The organism is Paraburkholderia sp. UCT2 (assembly GCF_014397665.1).
In the GTDB taxonomy this organism is placed as follows: Bacteria; Pseudomonadota; Gammaproteobacteria; order Burkholderiales; family Burkholderiaceae; genus Paraburkholderia; species Paraburkholderia tuberum.
In genome coordinates, this window is the sequence record NZ_VZQO01000027.1 from 78,986 (window position 1) to 100,066 (window position 21,081).

Here is a 21,081-nt window from a genome sequence, read left to right on the forward strand (position 1 = left end):
GTCCGTTCGTCGCCACGCGGCAGTGACGCAAGTGGCCCGAATCCAGCAAGGACATACCGTGAAAAATCGTTCATTCGCAGGTTCCGACAGGGTCTGCGCCAGCATGGCGCGAGGCGCGCTGCGCAAGGCGGTGGTCGGCGCGGCCGCCGCCGTGCTCGCGCTCGGCAGCGCATCGGCGTTCGCGTTGTCGGGTCACGGCACCGCGTACACGTCGCGCGGCGTCTATAACGGTGCGCACTACGGCTCGTGCGGCGGCGGTAGCTGCTCGCATGCGGGCAGCGTGGCCGGCCCCTATGGCGGCTTCGCAAGCAACACTGGCACAGTCACGCGCACGTCGCCCGGCCAGTTCTCGAACTCGGGTACCGCGACGGGCCGCTACGGCAACTCGGTGCAGCACTCGGGCGACACCAGCTGCGCGGGCGGCTCCTGCTCGCATAGCGGTACGCTGACCGGTCCCGACGGCAAAACGGCGACGACGTCCGGCGACGTGACGCGCACCGCGCCGGGTCAGTATTCGTCGTCGGGCTCGATCACCGGGTCGAACGGCAATACGGTCAATCATTCTGCGTCGACGAATTGCGCGGGTTCGACCTGCGCGCGCTCGGGCACGTTGACGGGTCCGGACAACAACAACGTCTATCACTCAGGCACCGCGACGCGGGTCGCGCCCGGCGTCGTGACGACTTCGACGAGCGTGACCGGCACGCAAGGCCACACGGTGACCTCGAGCGGTACGGTGGTAACAGGCGGCGTGGTGGTCGCGGGCGGGACCACGACGGCGACCGGTACGACCGTGGTCGTTGCGCCGAAGCCGGTGGTGGTCGTGGCGCCGCCCCCGCCGGTCGTCGTGCCGCCGCCGGTCGTGTACGTGCCGTTGAAGCCCGTCGTGGTGACGCCTCCGCCGGCCTATGTTCCGCCGCCGGTGGTGGTCGTGGCGCCGCCCCCGCCGCCAGCCGTCTACGTCGCACCGCGTCCCGTGTATGTCGCGCCGCGGGCTGCGGTCTGGGTGCCGGGCCATTGGGTCGGGCGCGTGTGGGTGCCGGCGCATTGGGCCTGACGATGAGCGCGGCGATGAGAATCAGAACCTGCGTAGAATCGTGGCGCTCACGTCGCGCCGCGCGGTGCGACGCGATGTGCGAAATGGCGGGCTCGTGTCCACCATCTGCTGAGGCGGAGCGTCACTCGCGAGCGCAAAGGGCTGCGCGGGGCGCGCTCCGCAAAACGGTCGCGCTCGCGACGATCGTCGTGGCGACGTTGCTGGCGATCAACGCAGTCATCGACGCCAGCGACGCCAACGACGACCTTCGCGCGAACCCCGACGCCGGCGCGGCGAGCGACTGTTCCGCGCGCTACGCCGCGTTGCTCGATCTGGCCGAACTCGCGCGGCGTGACGGCAAATCGTCCGAGGTGGTCGTGCGTGGCTTGAGCCAGCAGAACGGGGCAATGAGCGAGTGCATACCTGCAGGCCGCGTCAGGCCTGCACCGCCATTACATTGATCGCGGCCGCGTCAGATCGCGTTCCAGAAAAATCGCGGCGGGGATCGGATTGAACACGTAGGCGTCGATGGGCATCGAATCCCAGCGATGCGTAGAGGCCGAGCGCCGCTTGCATCGTCGGCAGCGTGTCGAGACGCATGCGGCGATAGCCCGGCACCAGATGCGTGGCAAGCGCGGTGAGCGTAACCGCGCGCAGTTGGGGGTAGCTACCACTGCGGCCATGAGCAGCGGCAGAGGCGCCGAAATGTCTGCGGTTGGCGGCACTGTCGGCGGGGCGCAGCGTGGTGCCATCCATCGCGAACAGCGAGAATCCCTTGAAGAGGTATCGGTCCTGATCCTGCGCAACCCAGTTTCTAGCTGATTCGTGAAACAGCCACGCCAGTGGCGTCACGCCGACGCGCTACCGCGCCTGGGTGATGGCACTCCTGCTGACAAACGACGCATCGGCCACAGGTAACGCAAGGTCCAGTTCATCGACGACCTCGCTGATTGACTGGTGTCGGTACAGCGCGAGCGCGATCACCTCACCAGCCATACCTGTTGCGCGGGAAGTCGACGCCGACGCACGCTGGCACTGCCACTAGCCTGCACTTCAGACTCGATCCATTCGTACGGCAGATGCTGGCCCAGCCGTCCCCATGCGAGAGGCGGCTGTGATTTGACAAGAAGGCGCAGATCATCAACCAGCATGGCGATGCAAGTTAACATCGCCACGCCCCGTTTACAACTACTTTGCGCAGGAAACAAAAATGCCGTTCAGTCGCTTAACTGAACGGCATTAGGGCTCAATGCCGCCATTTTTGTTGGGCCGTGATATCGGAAAAATGCACTGAATGAGATGCCCGGAATCATCAGAATCGAAAATATTTGTCAAAATGGTTTTATCTCAAATTAAAGTCGTTGACCGTGTCGTGTGTTAGATGGTTAATTCTCTGCGTGTGTTCTGGAAAATCAGAAGAGGTCAAATGGGACAGCAGAAACAGGATGAAGCCGGCGGCAAGGAAGAGTGCCAGCTTTGCCGTATCACCTATTCAATCTACTCAAACTTCCCGCCAATGCCGTCCGCCATGGCGCTGAACGCCGAAACCGGCGAATGGTTTCCGTTCGATAGGCTGAAATCGTATTCAAACGGTTACGACATGGCTGAAGCCCTGGGTTACGCATGGGCGTGCGACTGTCGCGGGCGGAAGGCGGCGCCAGTGCTAACGTCAAAGGATCGCACTCACGACGAACAATACACACTCAAAGATGGTGACGGCCGCGTTATGCCCGACACGTATTACACGGTTCGTCTGCCGTCCGGTTCGCTCGTCCACGGCGTAACGGATGGTCTGGGGCGCACTAAACGCTACAAAACAAACGGCGCTCAATCCATACATATTTATCTTGGTCACAGAGAGGAGGCGTAATGCCTGACGCACTTGGAACAGCGGTAACGAATACAAATCCGGATTCGAATCTGGTGGTCCAATCCAGACGACTAGGCAAACCCTGGAAGATATCGCAACAAGGGATAACTTTCATTGCAGGCTGGGAAGCTTTCATGCCGCATATATATGACAATGACGGGGCAGGTAAAGGAGGTAATGCAACTGTTGGATATGGGCATCTGGTTCATATGGGGCCAATATCTGGTGCGGCGTCTGAAGCGCCGTTTCGTAATGGCGTAACAATTGCGCAGGCGCTGCTGCTTGATCTTGAATACCCGGAGCGCATTGTAAATAAAAAAATTCACGTGCCACTATATCAGTTCGAGTACGACACACTCGTTTGCTTTGTATATAATCTTCCAAGTGGTAATGCTGGCTTGCTGAATCTTGTTAACTCTGGTCATTATGACCGCGTGCCGGCCAAATTTTTAGAATAAACGATGGCCGGTGGTGTGCGTCCGCGTGGACTGATCAAGCGACGTCGCTCAGAAGGTAGTCTTTTCAAAGACGGAAATTATGACCACAGCCATTAAAGCCATCGTGGCCGTATTAATTGTATCGGCATCTATTTCCGTGTTTGCGGATACGTCATGTGAAGAAAAGGCAAAAACGCGAAACGATTTTCTTGCCTGCACTAACGCCGACACAGAAAAAATTCTCGCTGACGCAGAGAAGCTGTATCGAGGCATCAGAAAGATCACGACGGGAGATAAACAAATTGCTCTAGACAAGAATTTTGAAGTATGGAATGAAAAAATATCATCGGACTGTACTTTAATTGCTTATTCGTTTAACGAATGGAGTGATCGCTATGCTCCTGATACTGGTTTTCAGGTTGCGGAATGCCGGTTGAAGATCGCGTCGCAGGAAATGGAATTCTATAAGTGGCTGGCTTGTCCTGGAGATATGGAAACATCAAAAATTCCAAAATGTGCTGCGATCAATAAATTACTTCGAAGAAGTCAGTAGAAAGGATTGCGAGAGTGACGCAATGAATTTGTGTCGACCTCTATCCAATAAAAACGGGTTGAACGACCCGTTTCGACGGGGCCATTTAAGGGCAGGTCATGCGGGCAAGCGGCACCACCACGACTGGGCATACGCGACATTGCCGATGAACTCGATGCCGGTGAGCACGAAGCCTTTAGGCCCCATCCAGCTAATTTCAACATCGTGCAGCGGCGGCAGTGGTGGCCAGTCCCCTCTCCGGTCATTTGACGCTTCCGCAGGTCAACGGCCGGTAAGAAATCCGAACGGACACTCTATCAGCCATTCTCCGTTGACTCTCTGGCCGCCTCCGCGCGCGCGACAACTAGGAGACTTGGCTGATACCAACTAATGGATTGAATCGCTTGACCGGGTATTTGCGGAGGAGCAGCAAGATCAAACTATGTTTCAGTCAGGACTGGTGCATTGCAGAACATCTTTGTCAAAACGTTGCTCAAAATCGCTTCGGCCGAAGCGTTCGACAGATCATTGGGCATCGTCATGTTGAAGTAGAGGATGCCGTCGATCAATGCGATAACGGCGAGCGCGCGGTCGGCGAAAGGGCCCGGCAACTGTATGTTGAGGCGCTTGCATAACTGCTCAATGAAGTACGCGATCATGTCGCGCTTTTGCAGGCATAAGGCATTCACATGTTGTCGGAATTTCGCGTCACGCATGGCATGCAAACGTGCCTCAGCCCAGATGATGTAGTTGTTGTCGTCGCGATAGCACTGCGCGTACAACAAGGCAAGCTGCACTTGCAGGTTTTCGCTGGACGGTGCCGCGTCTCGCAGCTTCTGCAAGTTTTCTTGCATGTTCTGGTGATCGAGACGGAGCAGTTCGACGAATAGATCGCTCTTGCTGCTGAAGTTCGAGTAAAACGCGCCGCGGGTATAGCCGGCCTGGGCTGCGATATCCTCCACGCTAGTCGCAGCAAACCCTTTTTCGGCGATGCTCGACGCTGCTGCGTCGAGCAGGCGCCGCCTGGTTCGCTCGCGGCTTTCTGCTCGCGTCATTCGTCTGTGTGGCATGCGGCAAAGCGCTCATATGGCAAAGAACGATGGCCAAAACCACGCTCCTGGCAAATCGTTGGGTGCGTAGGGTTGCTATTTGATGGCGACCGCTTCGGATTCGCGAGGTTGCCATCCGCCACCGAGCGCCTTGAAGGCAGCAACGGCTGCGCGTGCGGATTCCGTTTGCGCCTGCACCCGCTCGTCGGAGGCGCGTAGCAGGTTGTCGTCGGCCTGCAAGACTTCGATCAGGCTGACGACGCCTTTTTGATAGGCTGCGAACGAGGCGGCTCGCGCCCGGCCGAGCGAGTTCACTCCCTGGGCGAGCACCGCGGCCTCTTGCTCGCGCTTCACGAGTGCCGAGAATGAGTTCTCGACGTCTTCGGTTGCATGAAGCGCGGCGAGCCGATACGCGGCCAGCATTTCCGCCTGCTGCCCCTTGGCCTGCTCGATCTGCGCATTGATGCGGCCGAAATCGAACAGGCGCCAGCGCAGCCCCAGCACGCCAGCGGCCTGATTGGCGCCGGTACTGAACAGGTTGCCGCTGGCCATCGAGGTGGCGCTGCCGAGCAGTCCACTGAGCGACACCTTGGGGTAATACTCGGCGATGGCCACGCCGATGCGCGCGTTCGATGCGGCGAGGCGACGCTCGGCCACGATCAGGTCGGGCCGGCGCCTGAGCAACTCTCCCGGGGATCCTGTGTCCGCGATCCGCGGGGCGACCGGGATGTCGCCAGCTTCGACCAGTTCGGCCCGATGCGTACCGGGCTGTGAACCCAGCATTACATCCAGCGCGTTCATGGCCGCGTCGAGACCCGTCTCGAGCACTGGCACGGATGCCCGAACCTGAGCCAGCGCACCTTCGGCCTGGCTCACCTGAAGGTCGGCCGCCAATCCTTTGCTATACAGGAGGTTGATGGTCGAAAGCAGATCCTGCTGCGTCTGCACCTGCCGCCGGGCAACCTTCAGACGGGCCTGCAATCCACGAATCGTGATGTAAATATCGCCAGTCTGCGCCGCCACTGCCAGGCGCGTGGCCACCGCACCGGCTTCCGAAGCCTGGTATTCGGCAAGTGCGGCTTCCCGCCCGCGACGCAGGCCACCAAACACATCCAGTTCCCAGCTCGCGTTGAAATTAGCCTCGTAATCATTGCCGTAGCGATCGAAACCGGGCGTCGAATTCAGAACTCGCCCCAAGGGGGTTTCGACCGACTGGTAGACTCGCGCCGCCTGCCCGCTGACAGTGCCGGACGGCAGCAGCGCGGCATTCGCCGCGCCAAGTCCCGCGCGCGCCTGCGAGACGCGAGCGGCGGCCTGCGCGAGGTCCAGGTTCTGATCCAGTGCGAGCGTGACGAATCGTGTCAGTTGCGGATCATCGAAACCCGTCCACCACGTGACAAGGTCGGCACTGGCCGCCGCGTGCCGGTGATCCACCGCGGCCTGGCCCTGGAACTGCTTGGGCATGGCTACATTGGGCCGGACATAATCGGGGCCTACAGCGCAGCCAGCCGAGAGACTGGCGACAATAACCGCGGCAAGGATGGGTTTGGGTAGCATGAGCGTCTTCGCAAGATTCCGGTGGTGACTATAATACCAAATAGTCACTGGTTGTCCATTCCTGTATGCTATACCCATGAAAAAAGCCACCACTTCCCCCATCCCGGCGCGCGGCCCCGCTGACCACGAGGTACGGGATCAGATCGTTGTCGCCGCCACCGAGCACTTCAGCCGGTATGGCTACGAGAAAACGACGGTCTCAGACCTCGCCAAGGCGATCGGGTTTTCCAAGGCCTACATCTACAAGTTCTTCGAGTCCAAGCAGGCCATTGGCGAGATGATTTGCGCGAACTGCCTGCACGAGATCGAAACCGAGGTCAGGTCGGCCGTCGCACAGACCGATCTGCCACCGGAGAAGCTGCGGCGGATGTTCAACGTCTTCACGGAAGCGAGCCTCCGTCTGTTTTTCCAAGACCGCAAACTTTACGAGATTGCCGCATCGGCGGCCACGGAGAACTGGCAGGCGGTGCTTGCGTATGAAGAGCGCGTCCAGAAGCTGCTTCGGGACGTCCTCCAGGAGGGTCGGCAAAGCGGGGACTTCGAGCGCAAAACCCCCCTCGATGAGACTGCGATGGCGATCTATCTGGTGTTGCGCCCCTACCTCAACCCAATGCTCCTGCAGTACAGCTTCGATTACACCAAGGTCGCGCCTGCACAACTGTCCGGTCTCGTGCTCCGCAGTCTGTCGCCTTGATGAAAATCTCGGCGGTGACCATTGACTAATTTGGTCACTAGAACCATAATGAAAGCCCCGATCACTCCGTCAATGGGTCTTTCATGCTCCGGCGTCGCCTTGCTACCTCTACAGTCGTCTGTGCACTGGCACTTGCGCTAGCCGCCTGCGGCGCAAAAGCACCGTCCGATCCGCGCACCGAAGCGCCCCTGGTGCGCACCGCCATCGCTCAGGCGGCGATCCCCGCCTCCCGTTCGTTTACCGGAACCGTCGCCGCGCGTGTGCAGAGCGACCTGGGATTTCGCGTCTCCGGCAAGGTGCTCGAGCGGCTGGTGGATGCCGGGCAAACCGTCAAACGCGGCCAGCTGCTGATGCGCCTCGACCCCATTGATCTGAGGCTTGCCGCGCAGGCCCGGCGGGACGCGGTCACCGCCGCGCGAGCACGGGCGCAGCAGACCGCGCAGGACGAAGAGCGCTACCGCGACCTGCGCGGTACCGGCGCGATATCGGCATCGGCCTACGACCAGATCAAGGCGGCGGCCGACGCCGCCAAAGCGCAGCTCAGTGCGGCCGAGGCTGACGCCGACGTTGCGCGCAACGCGACGGGTTATGCCGAACTGTTGGCGGACGGCGATGGCGTCGTGATGGAAACGCTGGCCGAACCGGGCCAGGTCGTCAGCGCCGGGCAGCCCGTGGTGCGCCTGGCGCACGCCGGGCGCCGCGAGGCTGTCATCCAGCTACCCGAAACCCTACGCCCCGCAATCGGTTCGGTCGCCCAGGCCACGCTGTTCGGCAACGGCGGTGTTAGCGTGCCGGCGACGCTGCGCCAGCTTTCGGATACGGCGGATCCTCGTACCCGGACCTTTGAAGCGCGGTATGTGCTGCAGGGAGAGCTGGCCGACGCCCCACTGGGCGCCACCGTCACGGTCCAGATTCCGGACGCGCGTTCCGCGGTGCAAGGCGGTTTGCAGGTGCCGATCGGCGCGCTGTTTGACGCGGGCAAGGGACCGGGGGTGTGGGTCATCAACGGCGAGCCGGCAAAGGTCGCCTGGCGGCCGGTTACTGTCGAACATCTGGACGACGATAGTGCTCGCGTCGCCGGTGAGATCAGGCAAGGCGACCGGATCGTCGCGCTCGGCGCGCAGCTGCTGCGCGAAGGCGAGCAGGTCCGGGTGACAAGTCAAGCCGTCGCCATGACGGCCGAGGGAGCCCGTCCGTGAGCGAAGGCCGTTTCAACCTGTCGGCGCTCGCCGTGCGCGAGCGCTCCATCACCCTGTTCCTGATCTGCCTGATTTCACTGGCCGGGCTCGTTTCGTTCTTCAAGCTGGGCCGGGCGGAAGACCCCGCGTTCACGGTCAAGGTGATGACCATCATCACCGCCTGGCCGGGAGCCACGGCGCAGGAAATGCACGATCAGGTCGCCGAGAAGATCGAAAAGCGCATGCAGGAGCTGCGCTGGTACGACCGGACCGAGACCTATACGCGACCAGGCCTCGCCTTCACGACCTTGACGCTGCTCGACAGCACGCCGCCGTCGGAAGTACAGGAACAGTTCTACCAGGCCCGGAAAAAAATCAGCGACGAGGCAAATAACCTTCCGGCTGGCGTGATCGGGCCGATGGTCAATGACGAATATGCGGACGTCACGTTTGCCCTCTTCGCACTGAAGGCCAGGGGCGAACCGCAGCGCCTGCTGGTGCGCGATGCGGAGACGCTGCGCCAACGGCTGCTGCACGTGCCGGGCGTGAAGAAAGTCGACATCATCGGCGAGCAGTCGGAGCGGATCTATGTCGAGCTCTCACATGACCGTCTGGCAACGCTGGGCGTGAGCCCCCAGGACGTGTTCGCCGCGCTCAACGGTCAGAATGCCCTGACGCCGGCCGGCTCCGTGGAGACCAAAGGTCCGGAGGTGTTCATTCGCCTGGACGGCGCCTTTGACAACCTGCAGAAGATCCGCGACACGCCGGTCGTAGCGCAGGGCCGCACGCTGAAGCTATCGGACATTGCCACCGTCACACGTGGTTATGAAGATCCGGCGACGTTCATGATCCGCAACAACGGCGAACCGGCACTGCTGCTGGGCATCGTCATGCGCGACGGCTGGAACGGGCTCGATCTCGGCAAGGCGCTGGACAGCGAGGTCGGCGCAATCAACGCCGGGCTGCCGCTGGGCATGAGCCTGACCAAAGTCACCGATCAAGCCGTCAACATTCATTCGGCGGTAGACGAGTTCATGCTCAAGTTTTTCGTCGCGCTGCTGGTGGTCATGCTGGTGAGTTTCGTCAGCATGGGCTGGCGGGTGGGCCTCGTCGTTGCCGCGGCCGTACCGCTGACACTCGCGGTCGTGTTCGTGGTGATGGCCGCGACCGGCAAGAACTTCGATCGCATCACGCTCGGATCGCTGATCCTCGCGCTCGGCCTGCTCGTGGACGACGCGATCATCGCGATCGAAATGATGGTGGTAAAGATGGAGGAAGGCTACAGCCGCATCGCCGCCTCCGCCTACGCGTGGAGCCATACGGCCGCGCCGATGCTGGCGGGCACGCTGGTGACCGCCGTCGGCTTCATGCCCAATGGTTTCGCGCGCTCCACGGCCGGGGAATACACCAGCAACATGTTCTGGATCGTCGGCATCGCACTGATCGCATCGTGGGTCGTCGCCGTGGTCTTCACGCCCTACCTGGGTGTGAAGATGCTGCCCGACTTCAAAAAGGTCGAAGGCGGTCACGACGCGATCTACGACACGCCGCGCTACAACCGCTTCCGTCAGCTGCTCACGCGCGTCATCGCGCGCAAATGGCTGGTCGCCGGTTCGGTCGTGGGCCTCTTCGTGCTGGCCATCCTCGGCATGGGCGTGGTCAAAAAACAGTTTTTCCCGATCTCCGACCGTCCCGAAGTGCTGGTCGAGGTGCAGATGCCCTATGGCACGTCGATCTCGCAAACCAGCGCCGCGACGACGAAGGTCGAAGCATGGCTCGCGAAGCAGAAGGAAGCCAGGATCGTCACCGCGTACGTCGGGCAAGGCGCGCCACGCTTTTACCTGGCGATGGGGCCGGAACTGCCCGATCCGTCGTTTGCCAAGATCGTGGTGCGCACGGACAGCCAGGATGAGCGCGACGCATTGAAGCAGCGACTGCGTCAGGCAGTCGCCAACGGTCTCGCCTCCGAGGCGCGCGTGCGGGTCACGCAACTCGTGTTCGGGCCGTATTCGCCGTTCCCGGTCGCCTACCGTATCTCTGGCCCGGACCCGGACAAGCTGCGCGGTATTGCGGGAGAAGTTGAGCAAGGGATGGAGGCCAGTCCGATGATGCGTACGGTCAACGCTGACTGGGGGACGCGCACGCCCACGCTGCACTTCACGTTGCAGCAGGATCGCTTGCAGGCGGTGGGGCTGACATCCAGCGCCGTGGCGCAACAACTGCAATTCCTGCTGACCGGCGTGCCCGTCACCGCCGTGCGTGAGGATATTCGAACCGTGCAGGTCATCGCGCGTTCGGCCGGCGATGTTCGTCTCGACCCGGCGCGGCTCGGCGACTTCACGCTGGCTGGCGCGAACGGGCAACGCATTCCGCTGGCGCAGGTGGGCAAGGTCGACGTGCGCATGGAGGAACCCATCATGCGCTGGCGGGACCGCGTGCCGACGATCACGGTACGGGGCGACATCGCCGACAACCTTCAGCCGCCGGACGTATCGACGGCAATCACCAGGCAGCTCCAACCCATCATCGCCAGGCTTCCGACCGGCTACCGTATCGAAGAGGCGGGCTCCATCGAGGAATCGGCTAAAGCGACGAAAGCCATGTTGCCGCTCTTCCCGATCATGCTGGCGGTTACGCTCATCATCATCATCTTCCAGGTGCGCTCGATCTCCGCAATGGTGATGGTGTTCCTGACCAGCCCGCTGGGCTTGATCGGGGTGGTGCCGACCTTGATCCTGTTCAGGCAGCCGTTCGGCATCAATGCGCTGGTCGGTCTCATCGCGCTATCGGGCATCCTGATGCGCAACACGCTGATCCTGATCGGACAGATTCACCAGAACGAGCAGGCGGGGCTGGATCCGTTCCATGCGGTCGTCGAAGCCACCGTGCAGCGTGCCAGACCGGTGATCCTGACGGCCATGGCGGCGATCCTCGCGTTCATCCCGCTGACCCATTCGGTGTTCTGGGGAACCCTCGCGTACACGCTGATCGGCGGTACGTTCGCCGGGACGATTCTGACCCTGGTCTTCCTGCCGGCGATGTATTCGATCTGGTTCAAGATTCGACCCGAGCGTATCGCCGGCTTGCGCAAAGATCGGCATGAGCAGGTGCAGCCTTCCGAGCAAACGCTACAGGACACGCTCGACGCGGGCAGTTAAAAAACACCATCAATTCACCTGAAGGGAGCTGTTCATGTCGAATTCCACTGTTGTCGTTGTTACCGGCGTCTCATCGGGTATCGGACGCGCCGCCGCCGAGAAGTTTGCCAGGCGGGGGTGCCGCGTATTTGGCACCGTGCGCAGCATCGCAAAAGCGGCGCCTATCTCGGGAGTCGAGCTTGTCGAGATGGATGTTCGCAACGATGCTTCGGTCCAGGCTGGAATCCAGTCCGTCATCGATCGCGCGAGGCGAATCGACGTGCTCGTCAACAATGCAGGAACGAGCATGATTGGCGCGGTCGAGGAAACGTCGACTGCCGAGGCCTCGTCTCTGTTCGATACCAATGTATTCAGCATTCTGCGCGCGACACAGGCTGTACTCCCCCACATGCGGGCACAACGCGGTGGAAGGATCGTCAATGTCAGTTCGGTGCTCGGGTTTCTCCCGGCGCCCTACATGGGACTCTATTCGGCGTCCAAGCACGCTGTGGAAGGGCTGACCGAAACCCTGGATCATGAGGTGCGCCAGTTCGGCATACGCGCGACGCTGGTCGAACCGACTTTTACCAGGACCAATCTCGACATCAATGCACCTCAGGCGGGTTCGAAAATCGCCGACTATGACCGCGAGCGTGCCCTTGCAACGAGCGCAGTCGTGAACAGTGTCAAAGGTGCCCCCGAGCCCGAGGGCGTGGCGAACACTATTGTCGAAGCGGCGCTTGGCGCCTGGCGGATGCGTCGCACGCCTGCCGGGCAGGCGTCGTTGCTGAGCAAGTTACGCCGCTTTATGCCCGCTGGTCCCGTCGATTCAAGCTTGAGGAATACATTCGGACTTGGTTGAAGCGCTCGTCCACGCATCACATTGCGGCCAAGGTTCGACGCAGCGGAAACCGGATCTCGAACGTGGTCCCCACGCCCTCGCGCGACGCAAACTCGATCTGCCCATCGAGCACGCGGCATAGCTCCCTGACGATCGCGAGCCCGAGCCCCGTGCCCGGAATCTCGTCGCAGGCCGCGCGCTCGAACTCATCGAATACGCGCTCCGCGTCGGCGGGCGCAATGCCGACGCCGGTGTCGGAGACGCGAATCGCCCAGTGTTCGGCGCCATGCATCGCGAACCGGATTTCGACTTGCCCCGATTTCGTGTACTTGATCGCGTTGCTCAACAGATTGACCGCGATCTGCTTGAGCTTCAGCCGATTCGACGTGACGACCGGCAGCGCCGCGTCGAACGCGCTGCGCAACGCAAGCCCTTTCGCCTCGATCGACGGTCGCGTCGACGCGACGAGTTCGTCGAAGAGTTCGCGCAAATCGACGTCTTCGAGCACGAGCGGCGCGGAGTCTCCGAGCACGACCGAGTACTCGACCATCTGGTCGACCAGTTGCTTCATGTCGGCAGCCTGACGGTTCGCGAGCGTCAATGCTGTATCGGCTTTCGACGGCGCTCGCTCGATCAGTTGCAGCGCGACCGAAAACGCGTTGAGGAAATTGCGCAGATCGTGCACGACGCTGCGCGTGATCTGCATCCGCGATGCATATAGATCGCCGACCAGCCGTTGCTCGAGCGTCAATTCGTGATTCGCGCGTTCGAGCCGTCCCGTGTATTCGTCGATCTTGCGATCGCGTTCGGCGACCACTTCCTTGATCGACTCATACCTGACCACGCTGAATGCTTCGGCGATCAGGCGGCGCGCGCGGCTCTCGTGACGGCGCGTGCACGTCCGGTCGCGTTCGACGAACTCTTCGAGCGCTTCGAAGAGCACCTGCTGAAAGAGGTCCAGTTCGCGCACCAGCTCTTCGATCCGGTAGCCCTGCTGCAAACGGACCTTGCCGTGCTTCTTCGCGTCGCGTTCGATCGATGTTTCGACGCGCTCGAGATCTTCTGCATCGAGCGCCCGGCACAGCTCGTCGAGAATATCCGGCAGATGGTCGGCCAGTTGCCGATAAGTGAGCTTGTCCGCTTCGACGAGATCGGCGTCGGCGGAGACGGCATGCATCCATTGCCGCGTCAGGCCGCCCCGTTCCGCGCGGATGAAGTTGGCGAAGTTGCGCAGCGGGCTCACGCGTCTGTCGGTCATGATGGATACCGGAATGGAGTTTCTACAACATACAACGCGCGAACGGTTCGAACGCCTCGATTTGCGCGGGCACCGCAAACCTGTTTCGCTGCCGATCGGCCAGGCGACCCGATGCGCGCCGGCAACCCGCGTCATTATCCGCGCAATTGCCGTTCGTGGAACATCTCTTGCGAGACTCTGATCAGACAAGAAGGCAAATTTCGTCCGCAAAACATGATGTATTCGATATTGCTGGTCGACGACGAACCGGAAATTCTAGCCGCATGGCGGTTGATTCTGGAGAGCGAAGGGTATGAGGTGAGTTGCGCGAGCAACGGCGCCGAAGCACTCGCTTGTGTCGTCGCTCACGTTCCCGACCTGATTGTTACGGACTGGATGATGCCGGTCATGGACGGCGCGGAGTTATGCCGCCGTTTGAAATCGATGCCGTTATCCGTCAACGTACCGATTCTGGTCCATACCGCGGTGCCGCCTTCGGACAGCGATGCGCATTACTGCAGCGCATGTCTGCTGAAGCCGATCGGCGCGGATCTCTTTCTGACCACGATCGCGCAGCTCTGCGCGCCACGATGCTGATATGGCACGCGTCGCCGCGTTCACCGTCGTGTGATGACGTCAACGCCGTGCCACGTCATCGTCCGGGACACTTGCTGAGTCGGCCTTCAGGAAATCGACGAACGCGCGCAGCGGCGCGGGCACATGACGATGGCCCGGATAGTAAAGAAAAGGCCCTGAAAAGCGCTGCCACCACGGTTCGAGAATCGCTTCGAGCGCGCCGCTGTCCAGATGCGGGCGCAGCATGTCTTCGAACAGGTGAATGATGCCGAGGCCCGCGACCGCGCCGCTGACCGCGAGGTCGATCGCGGCGCCGGGCCGCACCAGCAGCGGTCCTGTCGGATTCAATTGCAGGAGCTCGCCGTCGCGCTCGAAGTACCAGATCGGCATCGCGCCGCTGGCGAATTGCCCGCGCAGGCAGGCATGCGCGAGCAATTCGCCGGGATGTTGCGGACGGCCGTGCGCGTCGAGATACGTGGGCGCCGCGGCGGTCGCGAAGCGCTGCACGCGCGCGCCGATCGGCACCGCGATCATGTCCTGCTCGAGGCGTTCATCGTAGCGAATGCCCGCATCGCACCCGATCGATAGCACATCGACGAAACCATCCTCGACCACCACTTCGACGCGAATATCCGGGTACTGCTTCAGAAAGCGCGCAAGGACGTCGGGCAGCACGATGCGCGCGACGCTCGACGGCACGTTGAGCTTCAATGTGCCGGTCGGCTTGTCGCGAAAGCCGTTCAGCACGTCGAGCGCCGCTTCCATTTCGCCGAACAGCGGCGTCAGCTTCTCGATCAGACGCAGCCCGGCTTCGGTCGGCGCGACGCTGCGCGTGGTGCGGTTCAGGAGCCGCAGCCCGAGTTTCGTTTCGAGGCGCCGCACCGCGACGCTTAGACTCGACGCCGACACGCCGCTCACGCGCGCCGCGTCGCGAAAGCCGCCGGCGCGAGCGACGGAAACGAAGGCGGCCAGATCATTCAGTTCCATGACGATTGATTGTGCAGAATTTTGAACAACCCGTACACGTTAGACCGCTTTATTCAACAACGCAATTGCGGCGATACTGCCGCTCATCACTTCACAAGGAGATCGTCATGCCGAACTTCAGCTCCATCGACACTTTCGCACTAGCCGGCCGCCCGGTGCGGCGCATGGGCTATGGCGCGATGCAGCTGGCCGGCCCCGGCGTGTTCGGGCCGCCGAAAGACCGCGACGCGGCGCTCGCGGTGCTGCGTGAGGCGGTCGCGTCGGGCGTCGATCACATCGATACCAGCGATTTTTACGGGCCGCACGTGACCAATCAGTTGATCCGCGAGGCGCTCCACCCGTATCCACGCGATCTGACGATCGTGACGAAGGTGGGCGCGGTGCGCGATGGCGCCGGCGCCTGGCTGCCGGCGCAGGAGCCCGCCGACCTCGAGCGCGCGGTGCATGACAATCTGCGCAACCTCGGGCTCGACGCGCTCGACGTGGTCAACATGCGCGTGATGGGCAACGTGCACGAGCCGAGCGAGGGCTCGATCGAAAAGCAGGTCACGGCGCTTGCCGAGCTGCAGCAGCGCGGGCTCGTGCGTCATGTCGGCCTGAGCAACGTGACGGCCGCGCAGATTGCCGAGGCGCAGCGCATCACGAAGGTCGTGTGCGTGCAGAACCACTACAACCTCGTGCATCGCGACGACGATGCGTTGATCGATGCGCTCGCGGAGCAGGGCATCGCCTACGTGCCGTTTTTCCCGCTGGGTGGCTTCACGCCGATTCAATCGTCCGAGCTGTCGGAGCTTGCGCGCAAGCTCGAGGCAACGCCTATGCAGGTCGCGCTTGCCTGGCTATTGCATCGGGAACCTAACATTCTGCTGATTCCGGGCACGTCTTCGGTGACTCATCTGCGTGAAAACCTGCAGTCGGCGCAGTTGAAGCTCAGCGACGAGGTGCTCGATCAACTGAATGCGATCGGCGCTGAAAAGGGCTGATTACACCGATGCCGCGATGAACTCCCGCAACCATTGATGCGCGGGATCGCGATGCACCCGCTCGTGCCATAGCATCGCCATCTCGTAGCCCGGCACCTCGACGGGCGGCTCGACCATCCGCAGCGCGTCCGTGCCGCGCACGAGACGCGCGGGCAGCATCCCCACGAGATCCGTGCTCGCGAGCACCGACTGCATGAACAGAAAGTGCGGCACCGACAGCACGACCTTGCGCGCGAGTCCCACCTTCGCGAGCGTCTCGTCGGTGACCCCGAAAAAGCCGCCGCCATCGGGCTACACGATCACGTGTTCGAGCTTGCAGAACTGCGCGAGGGTGGGCCAGTGGTCACAGGTCTGCACATTGGTGGTCGGTCATGTGTAGCGAGCTATGAGCATAGTCGGCTTTCGGCCGCCGCCTCCGCCCGAAGGACAACATGAACATGATTATGGCAAGAGCCGATGCGGCAATGAGTGTTATCGCCGCGACACCTTTAGACCCTCGCGGATTGCGCGATCGCACTGGCGGCAGCATGCGCATCGATCCTGATCGCGCTGTCTTCGAACACCGTCATCTATGTCAGGTGATGGTTAGCACAAGCAGCGCGCCGACGACGAATTGACAGATCGTATGACCCGGCAAAGTCCGCGCGATAAAAATGCCGGCTAAAGGCGGCCACGTAATCCGCCACTTTCAGTAGAGAATCGTCCGGTCATTGAGCCCGTCATCGGCGCGCAGAGATTCATATGCATAGCTACGCATCGACAAAGTGACGAGATTCGGCGAATAGTTGCCGGCGTTCTCGCCTAACACGCGTACAAGGAGTGTGGTGGGTTCCGTCAAAATCACAATCAAAAGCAGATCGAAACCAAAGATCGATTTGCGGTGGTGAAGATGTTCCGTAGCGAGACTACGTGCCCTCAGGCCTGCAGGGGACAGACAAAGTGGCTAATGAAGCAGTAGTCGGCACTTGGGCATTACCCTTCTCCTTCACAGTTTCTCGCCCCGACAGGCGGAAATGCGTGAACCGGGAAGATATGTTGCACATCTTCAGCGATGCGCGCCAAACAGATTTCGCAGCACCGACAGCATGCCCACGGGAACGAGACGGAAGTGGGCATGGGTTCGGGATGCTTGCATGGCTGTGCGAGTTCGAAAATTCAATCGGAGAGAAAGGCTTCATGGCTATCTCCGTGCAAATCTCAAGAACATAAATGAGATAGTACGGGAATAACATTTTGCATTGTATCGAACCAGTCAGAAATGATGCTGCTACCAGGAATTTCGACTGCGGCAGGAAATCGTGTGACAACTTCACTGTTCGGCGCAGCCATGAACGTGCCCTATCCGCACCTCGCCGCACGCCTGTTCAACACGCCGCTCTCGCGCCAACGGTGCGATGAAAATAGGCGAGCAATGGGTTGGCCACTGTCGATACGGACGGCCCTATCTGGTCAGGCAATCGCGCGCGGAAATCAGTGCTTGTGAAAGACTGCGAACGAAAAATTCGTACCAGTCTCACTGTGTTGTCGCGGCTGTCTGATTTCGCGGGGTCACCGATATCCGGACAATTGGAGCCAGTACGAAATCTCGTGTTTCGTTCATCAGGTCACCCGAATGAGCTGAATCGATCCTTTAAACGACGAGCATTGCTTCATTGTTTTCTGAGTCTGGATTGCGGTTCGGGTGTCGCACCACATACTTCAATCTAACCGGTTACGATCGTGACTCGAAACGATTTTCCTGACGTACAGGCTGCCGCGCCCCTCACCAACGGGGACGGCCTCTCCGGTTTGCGGCTCCGCCCCCTGTCATGGCTGGTTTCGTCGCTGCTGGTCGTGCTCGCCTTGCCGGCGAGTGCCATTGCGGGCGCTCAAACGAAGTCTGATCTGGCGCTGGCGAGCGATGCAGCAACTGCAAGCAGATCGACTCCGGTCGAGATTAAACAGCCGTCGACCCCGGGAAGCCATGCTCCTCCGGTGACGTTCTCACAGTGGCTCGAAACGCAACCGTCCAGTAGCGAGGGAGGGCCTCCGGTGGATTCCGCCACGCTGCGCCGTATCTTCCTGAGCGCCGTCGAGGAAGCGGAGAAGCGCAGTCCCGAAGTCGGGCAGGCGTATGCCGCCTACGAAGCCGCGAAATCAGACGTCGACGAAGCGAAAGGCTTGCGGTGGCCGCAAGTTGACATCGGTTCGCAGACACAGGGTGTGCAATTTGGTCCCGGTAATCGAAATGGCTCCAACAACGGGAACGTAGTGACGGCGAACGTCACGACAACGGTGTACGACTGGGGGCGCACAAAGAACACAATCGGAAGTCGTGAACAACTCTCGGATGCCGCGCTCAGTAGTTATGTAGCGGCCCGCGATCAGAATGCGTTCGAGGTGACGAGCACGCTCGTTGAACTGGGCAAGCAGCGCACGATCGTTGACGTGAGCCAGCAATTTGTTGAGCGTATGGCCACGCTCGTGAAGATGCTCAGCGAAATTGTGGCTGTCGACCGTGGTCGCGGCAGCGAACTCACGCAGGCCAAGGCGCGTCTGCTGCAGGCTGAAGCTGCGCGCGATTCAGCGCAAGCGAAGGCACGTGATGCGGAACTGGCGTTGCAAAAGCTGCTGGGCGAAAGCGTACCGCCGATTCCGCACGCGCGCGACTGGCCGCTCCAACCGGGCAATCTGCCGCAACTCCTGGAGCGGGTGAATGCTCATCCGAGCTTGCATCAGATTCAGTCCGAGGCAAATGCGGCCGACCTGAACGCCAAAGTGGTGAAAGCGTCGGGCCTGCCGTCGGTGAATTGGGTTGTCAGTGCGAATGCCGGAATCGGAGGCACGGGCGCGGGACAACGTGCGCCATGGCAAACCATGTTGACGCTCAACTGGGCGGCATTCCGCGGCGGTTCGACGCAGGCGGCGACGGCTGCGGCAGGGTACCGGGCACAGGCTTCGTGGCAGCGCCTCGACCAGCAGCGGCGTGACCTCGAGTATGGCATTCGCACCGCGGATCAGGATGCGCACACCATGCTCAGCCGTGCGGAGCAGTACAAACGCCTCTCCGCTGAAACCGATCAGGTGCGCAAGGCCTTCTTCGAACAGTGGTACCACCTGGGCAAACGAACCCTGCTCGATGTGCTCCTTGCGGAGAACGATCACTACGGCAACAGCGTGAGCGAAGTGACGAACCGTTTCGATGGCTACGCGGCGGTACTGCGGGAGCACGCATCCGCGGGTTCGCTGGTTGACTGGCTGGAGACCGGGCGCTCCGGCGGTTAGGTGTTGCGGATCAGAGCCGCACCGGATACAGGGCTTCGCGATGGGCTGCCTTCCTTTCTGGATGGCGGCCCTTTTTGCGTCTGGCGCACAGAGGCGAGAAACATCGGACAACTGCCTGTTTAGCCCTTACGCAATCGTGCATAGGCACCGCTGCTCGCGATTCCCGTGCCGGGAAATGCCTCGTTCCTGTCTCGTCCAAATTCGAACTCGTCATATTTCGTTTTATCGCTCACCCATCAAGAATGGAGGTAGAGCAGCACTCTTGCGACTGCCATGTCGCCATTTTCTATCTATACGCTGGCCAGGTGGACCAGCATACGCACTCAAAGAGGCACTACTACTACCATGAGTACCAGTTCAGTGAAGCTGGCCGTTGTCGACGGCAGCACCATCAAGCAGACTGTTGAATTGCGCGGGTCCGCGCAAGGCGCTCCCGTTCGTGTAAGCGCCATCAAAGGTGGCAAATTCATTCTGGCCGAGAGCAAGACCGGCCACGGCCCCGAAAACATTACCGTGCGACGCTCCGGCAAGAATCTTCTGGTCAGCCTGGAAGGGGCGGAGCTGGACCAGCCGCAACTGATCATTGAGGACTTCTACGGCAATGAAGGCGAGCTGGTCGGCCTGGGTGAAGACGGGTCGTATCACGAATATATCGCTGCGGACGGTGAGGATGATCATGAGGCCGCTTTTCTCGTGGATGGCGCGGACTCGCCTCTGGTTCTGGGTGCGGCGCAACTGAACGGTTTCGGCGCGAATCTCGTCGCCGCACCGGGTGTCGGTCTGGTGGGCTTCGGCCTCCTGGGCCTGGGTGCGCTTGCCGCGCTGGGTGCGGGGATTGCTGCCGCGAGCGGTGGTGGTAATGGCGGCAGCGCTCCTGCTGTAGTGGATGAACAGACGCCGCCGGGTGCAGTTGACGACGATACGGATGCGGACGCTGATTCCGATGCGGACGCGGACGCGGACGCGGATGCAGATGCTGACGCCGATGCGGATGCGGACGCCGATGCGGATGCTGACGCGGATGCGGATGCGGATGCTGACGCGGATGCTGACGCGGATGCGGATGCGGATGCGGATGCGGATGCGGATGCCGATGCCGACGCGGATGCTGACGCGGATGCTGATGCTGATGCGGATGCCGATGCGGATGCGGATGCCGATGCGGATGCGGATGCCGATGCCGATGCCGACGCGGATGCTGACGCCGACGCGGATGCGGATGCGGATGCGGATGCCGATGCCGATGCCGATGCCGATGCTGACGCCGATGCGGATGCCGATGCGGACGCCGATGCGGATGCGGATGCTGACGCGGATGCGGACGCCGATGCTGACGCTGATGCGGATGCTGACGCGGATGCTGATGCCGATGCGGACGCCGATGCTGACGCTGATGCGGATGCTGACGCCGATGCCGATGCCGATGCGGATGCGGATGCGGATGCGGATGCGGATGCGGATGCGGATGCGGATGCCGATGCGGATGCGGATGCGGATGCTGACGCTGATGCGGATGCGGATGCTGACGCGGATGCGGATGCGGATGCCGATGCCGATGCCGATGCCGATGCCGATGCCGATGCCGATGCGGACGCTGATGCCGATGCGGATGCGGATGCTGATGCCGATGCTGATGCGGACGCCGATGCGGATGCTGACGCTGATGCGGATGCGGATGCTGACGCGGATGCTGACGCTGATGC

The 21,081-nt window shown here is 61.4% G+C and carries 18 protein-coding genes and 2 pseudogenes; 13 read left to right on the plus strand and 7 right to left on the minus strand.

Features of this window, described 5'->3' with window-relative positions; genetic code table 11:
* The first annotated feature begins 103 nt into the window (after window positions 1-103).
* Together F6X39_RS22160 and F6X39_RS22165 are read left to right on the plus strand one after the other, a co-directional pair.
* Complete coding sequence (locus F6X39_RS22160) at window positions 104-1,057, plus strand: hypothetical protein (protein WP_187618132.1); 954 nt, start codon at window positions 104-106, stop codon at window positions 1,055-1,057.
* A 188-nt stretch (window positions 1,058-1,245) separates the two neighbouring features.
* Window positions 1,246-1,497, plus strand: coding sequence for a hypothetical protein (locus F6X39_RS22165; protein WP_262414768.1), 252 nt, complete (start codon window positions 1,246-1,248; stop codon window positions 1,495-1,497).
* A gap of 124 nt (window positions 1,498-1,621) precedes the next feature.
* On the opposite strand, the pseudogene F6X39_RS22170 reads toward F6X39_RS22165, so the two are convergent.
* Window positions 1,622-2,187 (minus strand): annotated as a pseudogene (locus F6X39_RS22170) (transposase domain-containing protein); the annotation flags it as partial.
* A 275-nt stretch (window positions 2,188-2,462) separates the two neighbouring features.
* Here F6X39_RS22170 and F6X39_RS22175 point away from each other — a divergent pair.
* The 3 genes from F6X39_RS22175 (at window position 2,463) to F6X39_RS22185 (ending at window position 3,896) form a co-directional block, all read left to right on the plus strand.
* Entirely contained in the window at window positions 2,463-2,906 is a 444-nt protein-coding gene (locus F6X39_RS22175; RefSeq protein ID WP_187618116.1) for a hypothetical protein, read from the plus strand.
* Window positions 2,906-3,364 carry a glycoside hydrolase family protein gene (locus tag F6X39_RS22180; protein ID WP_262414769.1) on the plus strand — a complete coding sequence of 153 codons (459 nt, stop codon included), beginning with the start codon at window positions 2,906-2,908 and terminating at the stop codon, window positions 3,362-3,364. Before F6X39_RS22175 ends, F6X39_RS22180 begins: the two co-directional genes overlap by 1 nt.
* 79 nt (window positions 3,365-3,443) lie before the next feature.
* A complete protein-coding gene (locus F6X39_RS22185) occupies window positions 3,444-3,896 on the plus strand; it encodes a hypothetical protein (protein WP_184073327.1) in 453 nt (150 codons plus the stop codon).
* A gap of 419 nt (window positions 3,897-4,315) precedes the next feature.
* Here F6X39_RS22185 and F6X39_RS22190 read toward each other — a convergent pair whose 3' ends face one another.
* Window positions 4,316-4,930 carry a TetR/AcrR family transcriptional regulator gene (locus F6X39_RS22190; RefSeq protein ID WP_187618117.1) on the minus strand — a complete coding sequence of 205 codons (615 nt, stop codon included), beginning with the start codon at window positions 4,928-4,930 and terminating at the stop codon, window positions 4,316-4,318.
* A 90-nt stretch (window positions 4,931-5,020) separates the two neighbouring features.
* On the minus strand, window positions 5,021-6,481 hold the full coding sequence (locus F6X39_RS22195; RefSeq protein WP_187618118.1) for an efflux transporter outer membrane subunit: 1,461 nt from the start codon (window positions 6,479-6,481) through the stop codon (window positions 5,021-5,023).
* 76 nt (window positions 6,482-6,557) lie between these two features.
* Here F6X39_RS22195 and F6X39_RS22200 point away from each other — a divergent pair, with 76 nt between their 5' ends.
* The 4 genes from F6X39_RS22200 to F6X39_RS22215 all read left to right on the plus strand — a co-directional run bounded on the left by F6X39_RS22200 (window position 6,558) and on the right by F6X39_RS22215 (window position 12,352).
* Window positions 6,558-7,175, plus strand: coding sequence for a TetR/AcrR family transcriptional regulator (locus F6X39_RS22200; RefSeq protein ID WP_187618119.1), 618 nt, complete (start codon window positions 6,558-6,560; stop codon window positions 7,173-7,175).
* 83 nt (window positions 7,176-7,258) lie between these two features.
* Entirely contained in the window at window positions 7,259-8,374 is a 1,116-nt protein-coding gene (locus F6X39_RS22205) for an efflux RND transporter periplasmic adaptor subunit (RefSeq protein ID WP_187618120.1), read from the plus strand.
* Window positions 8,371-11,511, plus strand: a complete 3,141-nt coding sequence (locus F6X39_RS22210; protein ID WP_187618121.1) for an efflux RND transporter permease subunit — start codon at window positions 8,371-8,373, stop codon at window positions 11,509-11,511. The genes F6X39_RS22205 and F6X39_RS22210 overlap by 4 nt, the downstream gene beginning before the upstream one ends.
* Window positions 11,512-11,545: 34 nt before the next feature.
* Window positions 11,546-12,352 (plus strand): oxidoreductase, encoded by an 807-nt coding sequence (locus F6X39_RS22215; RefSeq protein ID WP_187618122.1) that lies wholly within the window; start codon window positions 11,546-11,548, stop codon window positions 12,350-12,352.
* Between the two features lie 16 nt (window positions 12,353-12,368).
* On the opposite strand, the gene F6X39_RS22220 is transcribed toward F6X39_RS22215, so the two are convergent.
* Window positions 12,369-13,589: a sensor histidine kinase gene (locus F6X39_RS22220; RefSeq protein WP_187618123.1), complete on the minus strand. Its 1,221-nt coding sequence runs from the start codon at window positions 13,587-13,589 to the stop codon at window positions 12,369-12,371.
* A gap of 111 nt (window positions 13,590-13,700) precedes the next feature.
* Here F6X39_RS22220 and F6X39_RS22225 point away from each other — a divergent pair, with 111 nt between their 5' ends.
* On the plus strand, window positions 13,701-14,165 hold the full coding sequence (locus tag F6X39_RS22225) for a PleD family two-component system response regulator (RefSeq protein ID WP_262414770.1): 465 nt from the start codon (window positions 13,701-13,703) through the stop codon (window positions 14,163-14,165).
* 39 nt (window positions 14,166-14,204) lie between these two features.
* On the opposite strand, the gene F6X39_RS22230 is transcribed toward F6X39_RS22225, so the two are convergent.
* Entirely contained in the window at window positions 14,205-15,131 is a 927-nt protein-coding gene (locus F6X39_RS22230; protein ID WP_187618124.1) for a LysR family transcriptional regulator, read from the minus strand.
* Between the two features lie 107 nt (window positions 15,132-15,238).
* Here F6X39_RS22230 and F6X39_RS22235 point away from each other — a divergent pair, with 107 nt between their 5' ends.
* Window positions 15,239-16,114 (plus strand): aldo/keto reductase family oxidoreductase, encoded by an 876-nt coding sequence (locus F6X39_RS22235; RefSeq protein ID WP_187618125.1) that lies wholly within the window; start codon window positions 15,239-15,241, stop codon window positions 16,112-16,114.
* Here the strand turns inward: F6X39_RS22235 and F6X39_RS22240 are convergent.
* Window positions 16,115-16,450 (minus strand): annotated as a pseudogene (locus F6X39_RS22240) (LysR substrate-binding domain-containing protein); the annotation flags it as partial.
* A 95-nt stretch (window positions 16,451-16,545) separates the two neighbouring features.
* Between F6X39_RS22240 and F6X39_RS22245 the strand changes: the two are divergent.
* Together F6X39_RS22245 and F6X39_RS22255 are read left to right on the plus strand one after the other, a co-directional pair.
* Entirely contained in the window at window positions 16,546-16,731 is a 186-nt protein-coding gene (locus tag F6X39_RS22245; RefSeq protein ID WP_184060756.1) for a hypothetical protein, read from the plus strand.
* A 1,102-nt stretch (window positions 16,732-17,833) separates the two neighbouring features.
* Window positions 17,834-19,378, plus strand: coding sequence for a TolC family protein (locus tag F6X39_RS22255; protein ID WP_316251711.1), 1,545 nt, complete (start codon window positions 17,834-17,836; stop codon window positions 19,376-19,378).
* Window positions 19,379-19,735: 357 nt separating this feature from the next.
* Here the strand turns inward: F6X39_RS22255 and F6X39_RS22260 are convergent.
* On the minus strand, window positions 19,736-21,081 hold a 1,346-nt coding region (locus F6X39_RS22260; protein WP_187618126.1), incomplete at its 5' end, for a hypothetical protein.

Bases quoted from the DNA above. Each gene is read 5' to 3' on its own strand.
- F6X39_RS22220 (WP_187618123.1), bottom strand. From the start codon at position 13,589: ATGACCGACAGACGCGTGAGCCCGCTGCGCAACTTCGCCAACTTCATC.
- F6X39_RS22215 (WP_187618122.1), top strand. From the start codon at position 11,546: ATGTCGAATTCCACTGTTGTCGTTGTTACCGGCGTCTCATCGGGTATC.
- F6X39_RS22225 (WP_262414770.1), top strand. From the start codon at position 13,701: ATGCGCGCCGGCAACCCGCGTCATTATCCGCGCAATTGCCGTTCGTGG.
- F6X39_RS22160 (WP_187618132.1), top strand. From the start codon at position 104: ATGGCGCGAGGCGCGCTGCGCAAGGCGGTGGTCGGCGCGGCCGCCGCC.
- F6X39_RS22175 (WP_187618116.1), top strand. From the start codon at position 2,463: ATGGGACAGCAGAAACAGGATGAAGCCGGCGGCAAGGAAGAGTGCCAG.
- F6X39_RS22195 (WP_187618118.1), bottom strand. From the start codon at position 6,481: ATGCTACCCAAACCCATCCTTGCCGCGGTTATTGTCGCCAGTCTCTCG.
- F6X39_RS22180 (WP_262414769.1), top strand. From the start codon at position 2,906: ATGCCTGACGCACTTGGAACAGCGGTAACGAATACAAATCCGGATTCG.
- F6X39_RS22205 (WP_187618120.1), top strand. From the start codon at position 7,259: ATGCTCCGGCGTCGCCTTGCTACCTCTACAGTCGTCTGTGCACTGGCA.
- F6X39_RS22190 (WP_187618117.1), bottom strand. From the start codon at position 4,930: ATGACGCGAGCAGAAAGCCGCGAGCGAACCAGGCGGCGCCTGCTCGAC.
- F6X39_RS22245 (WP_184060756.1), top strand. From the start codon at position 16,546: ATGAACATGATTATGGCAAGAGCCGATGCGGCAATGAGTGTTATCGCC.
- F6X39_RS22230 (WP_187618124.1), bottom strand. From the start codon at position 15,131: ATGGAACTGAATGATCTGGCCGCCTTCGTTTCCGTCGCTCGCGCCGGC.
- F6X39_RS22185 (WP_184073327.1), top strand. From the start codon at position 3,444: ATGACCACAGCCATTAAAGCCATCGTGGCCGTATTAATTGTATCGGCA.
- F6X39_RS22235 (WP_187618125.1), top strand. From the start codon at position 15,239: ATGCCGAACTTCAGCTCCATCGACACTTTCGCACTAGCCGGCCGCCCG.
- F6X39_RS22200 (WP_187618119.1), top strand. From the start codon at position 6,558: ATGAAAAAAGCCACCACTTCCCCCATCCCGGCGCGCGGCCCCGCTGAC.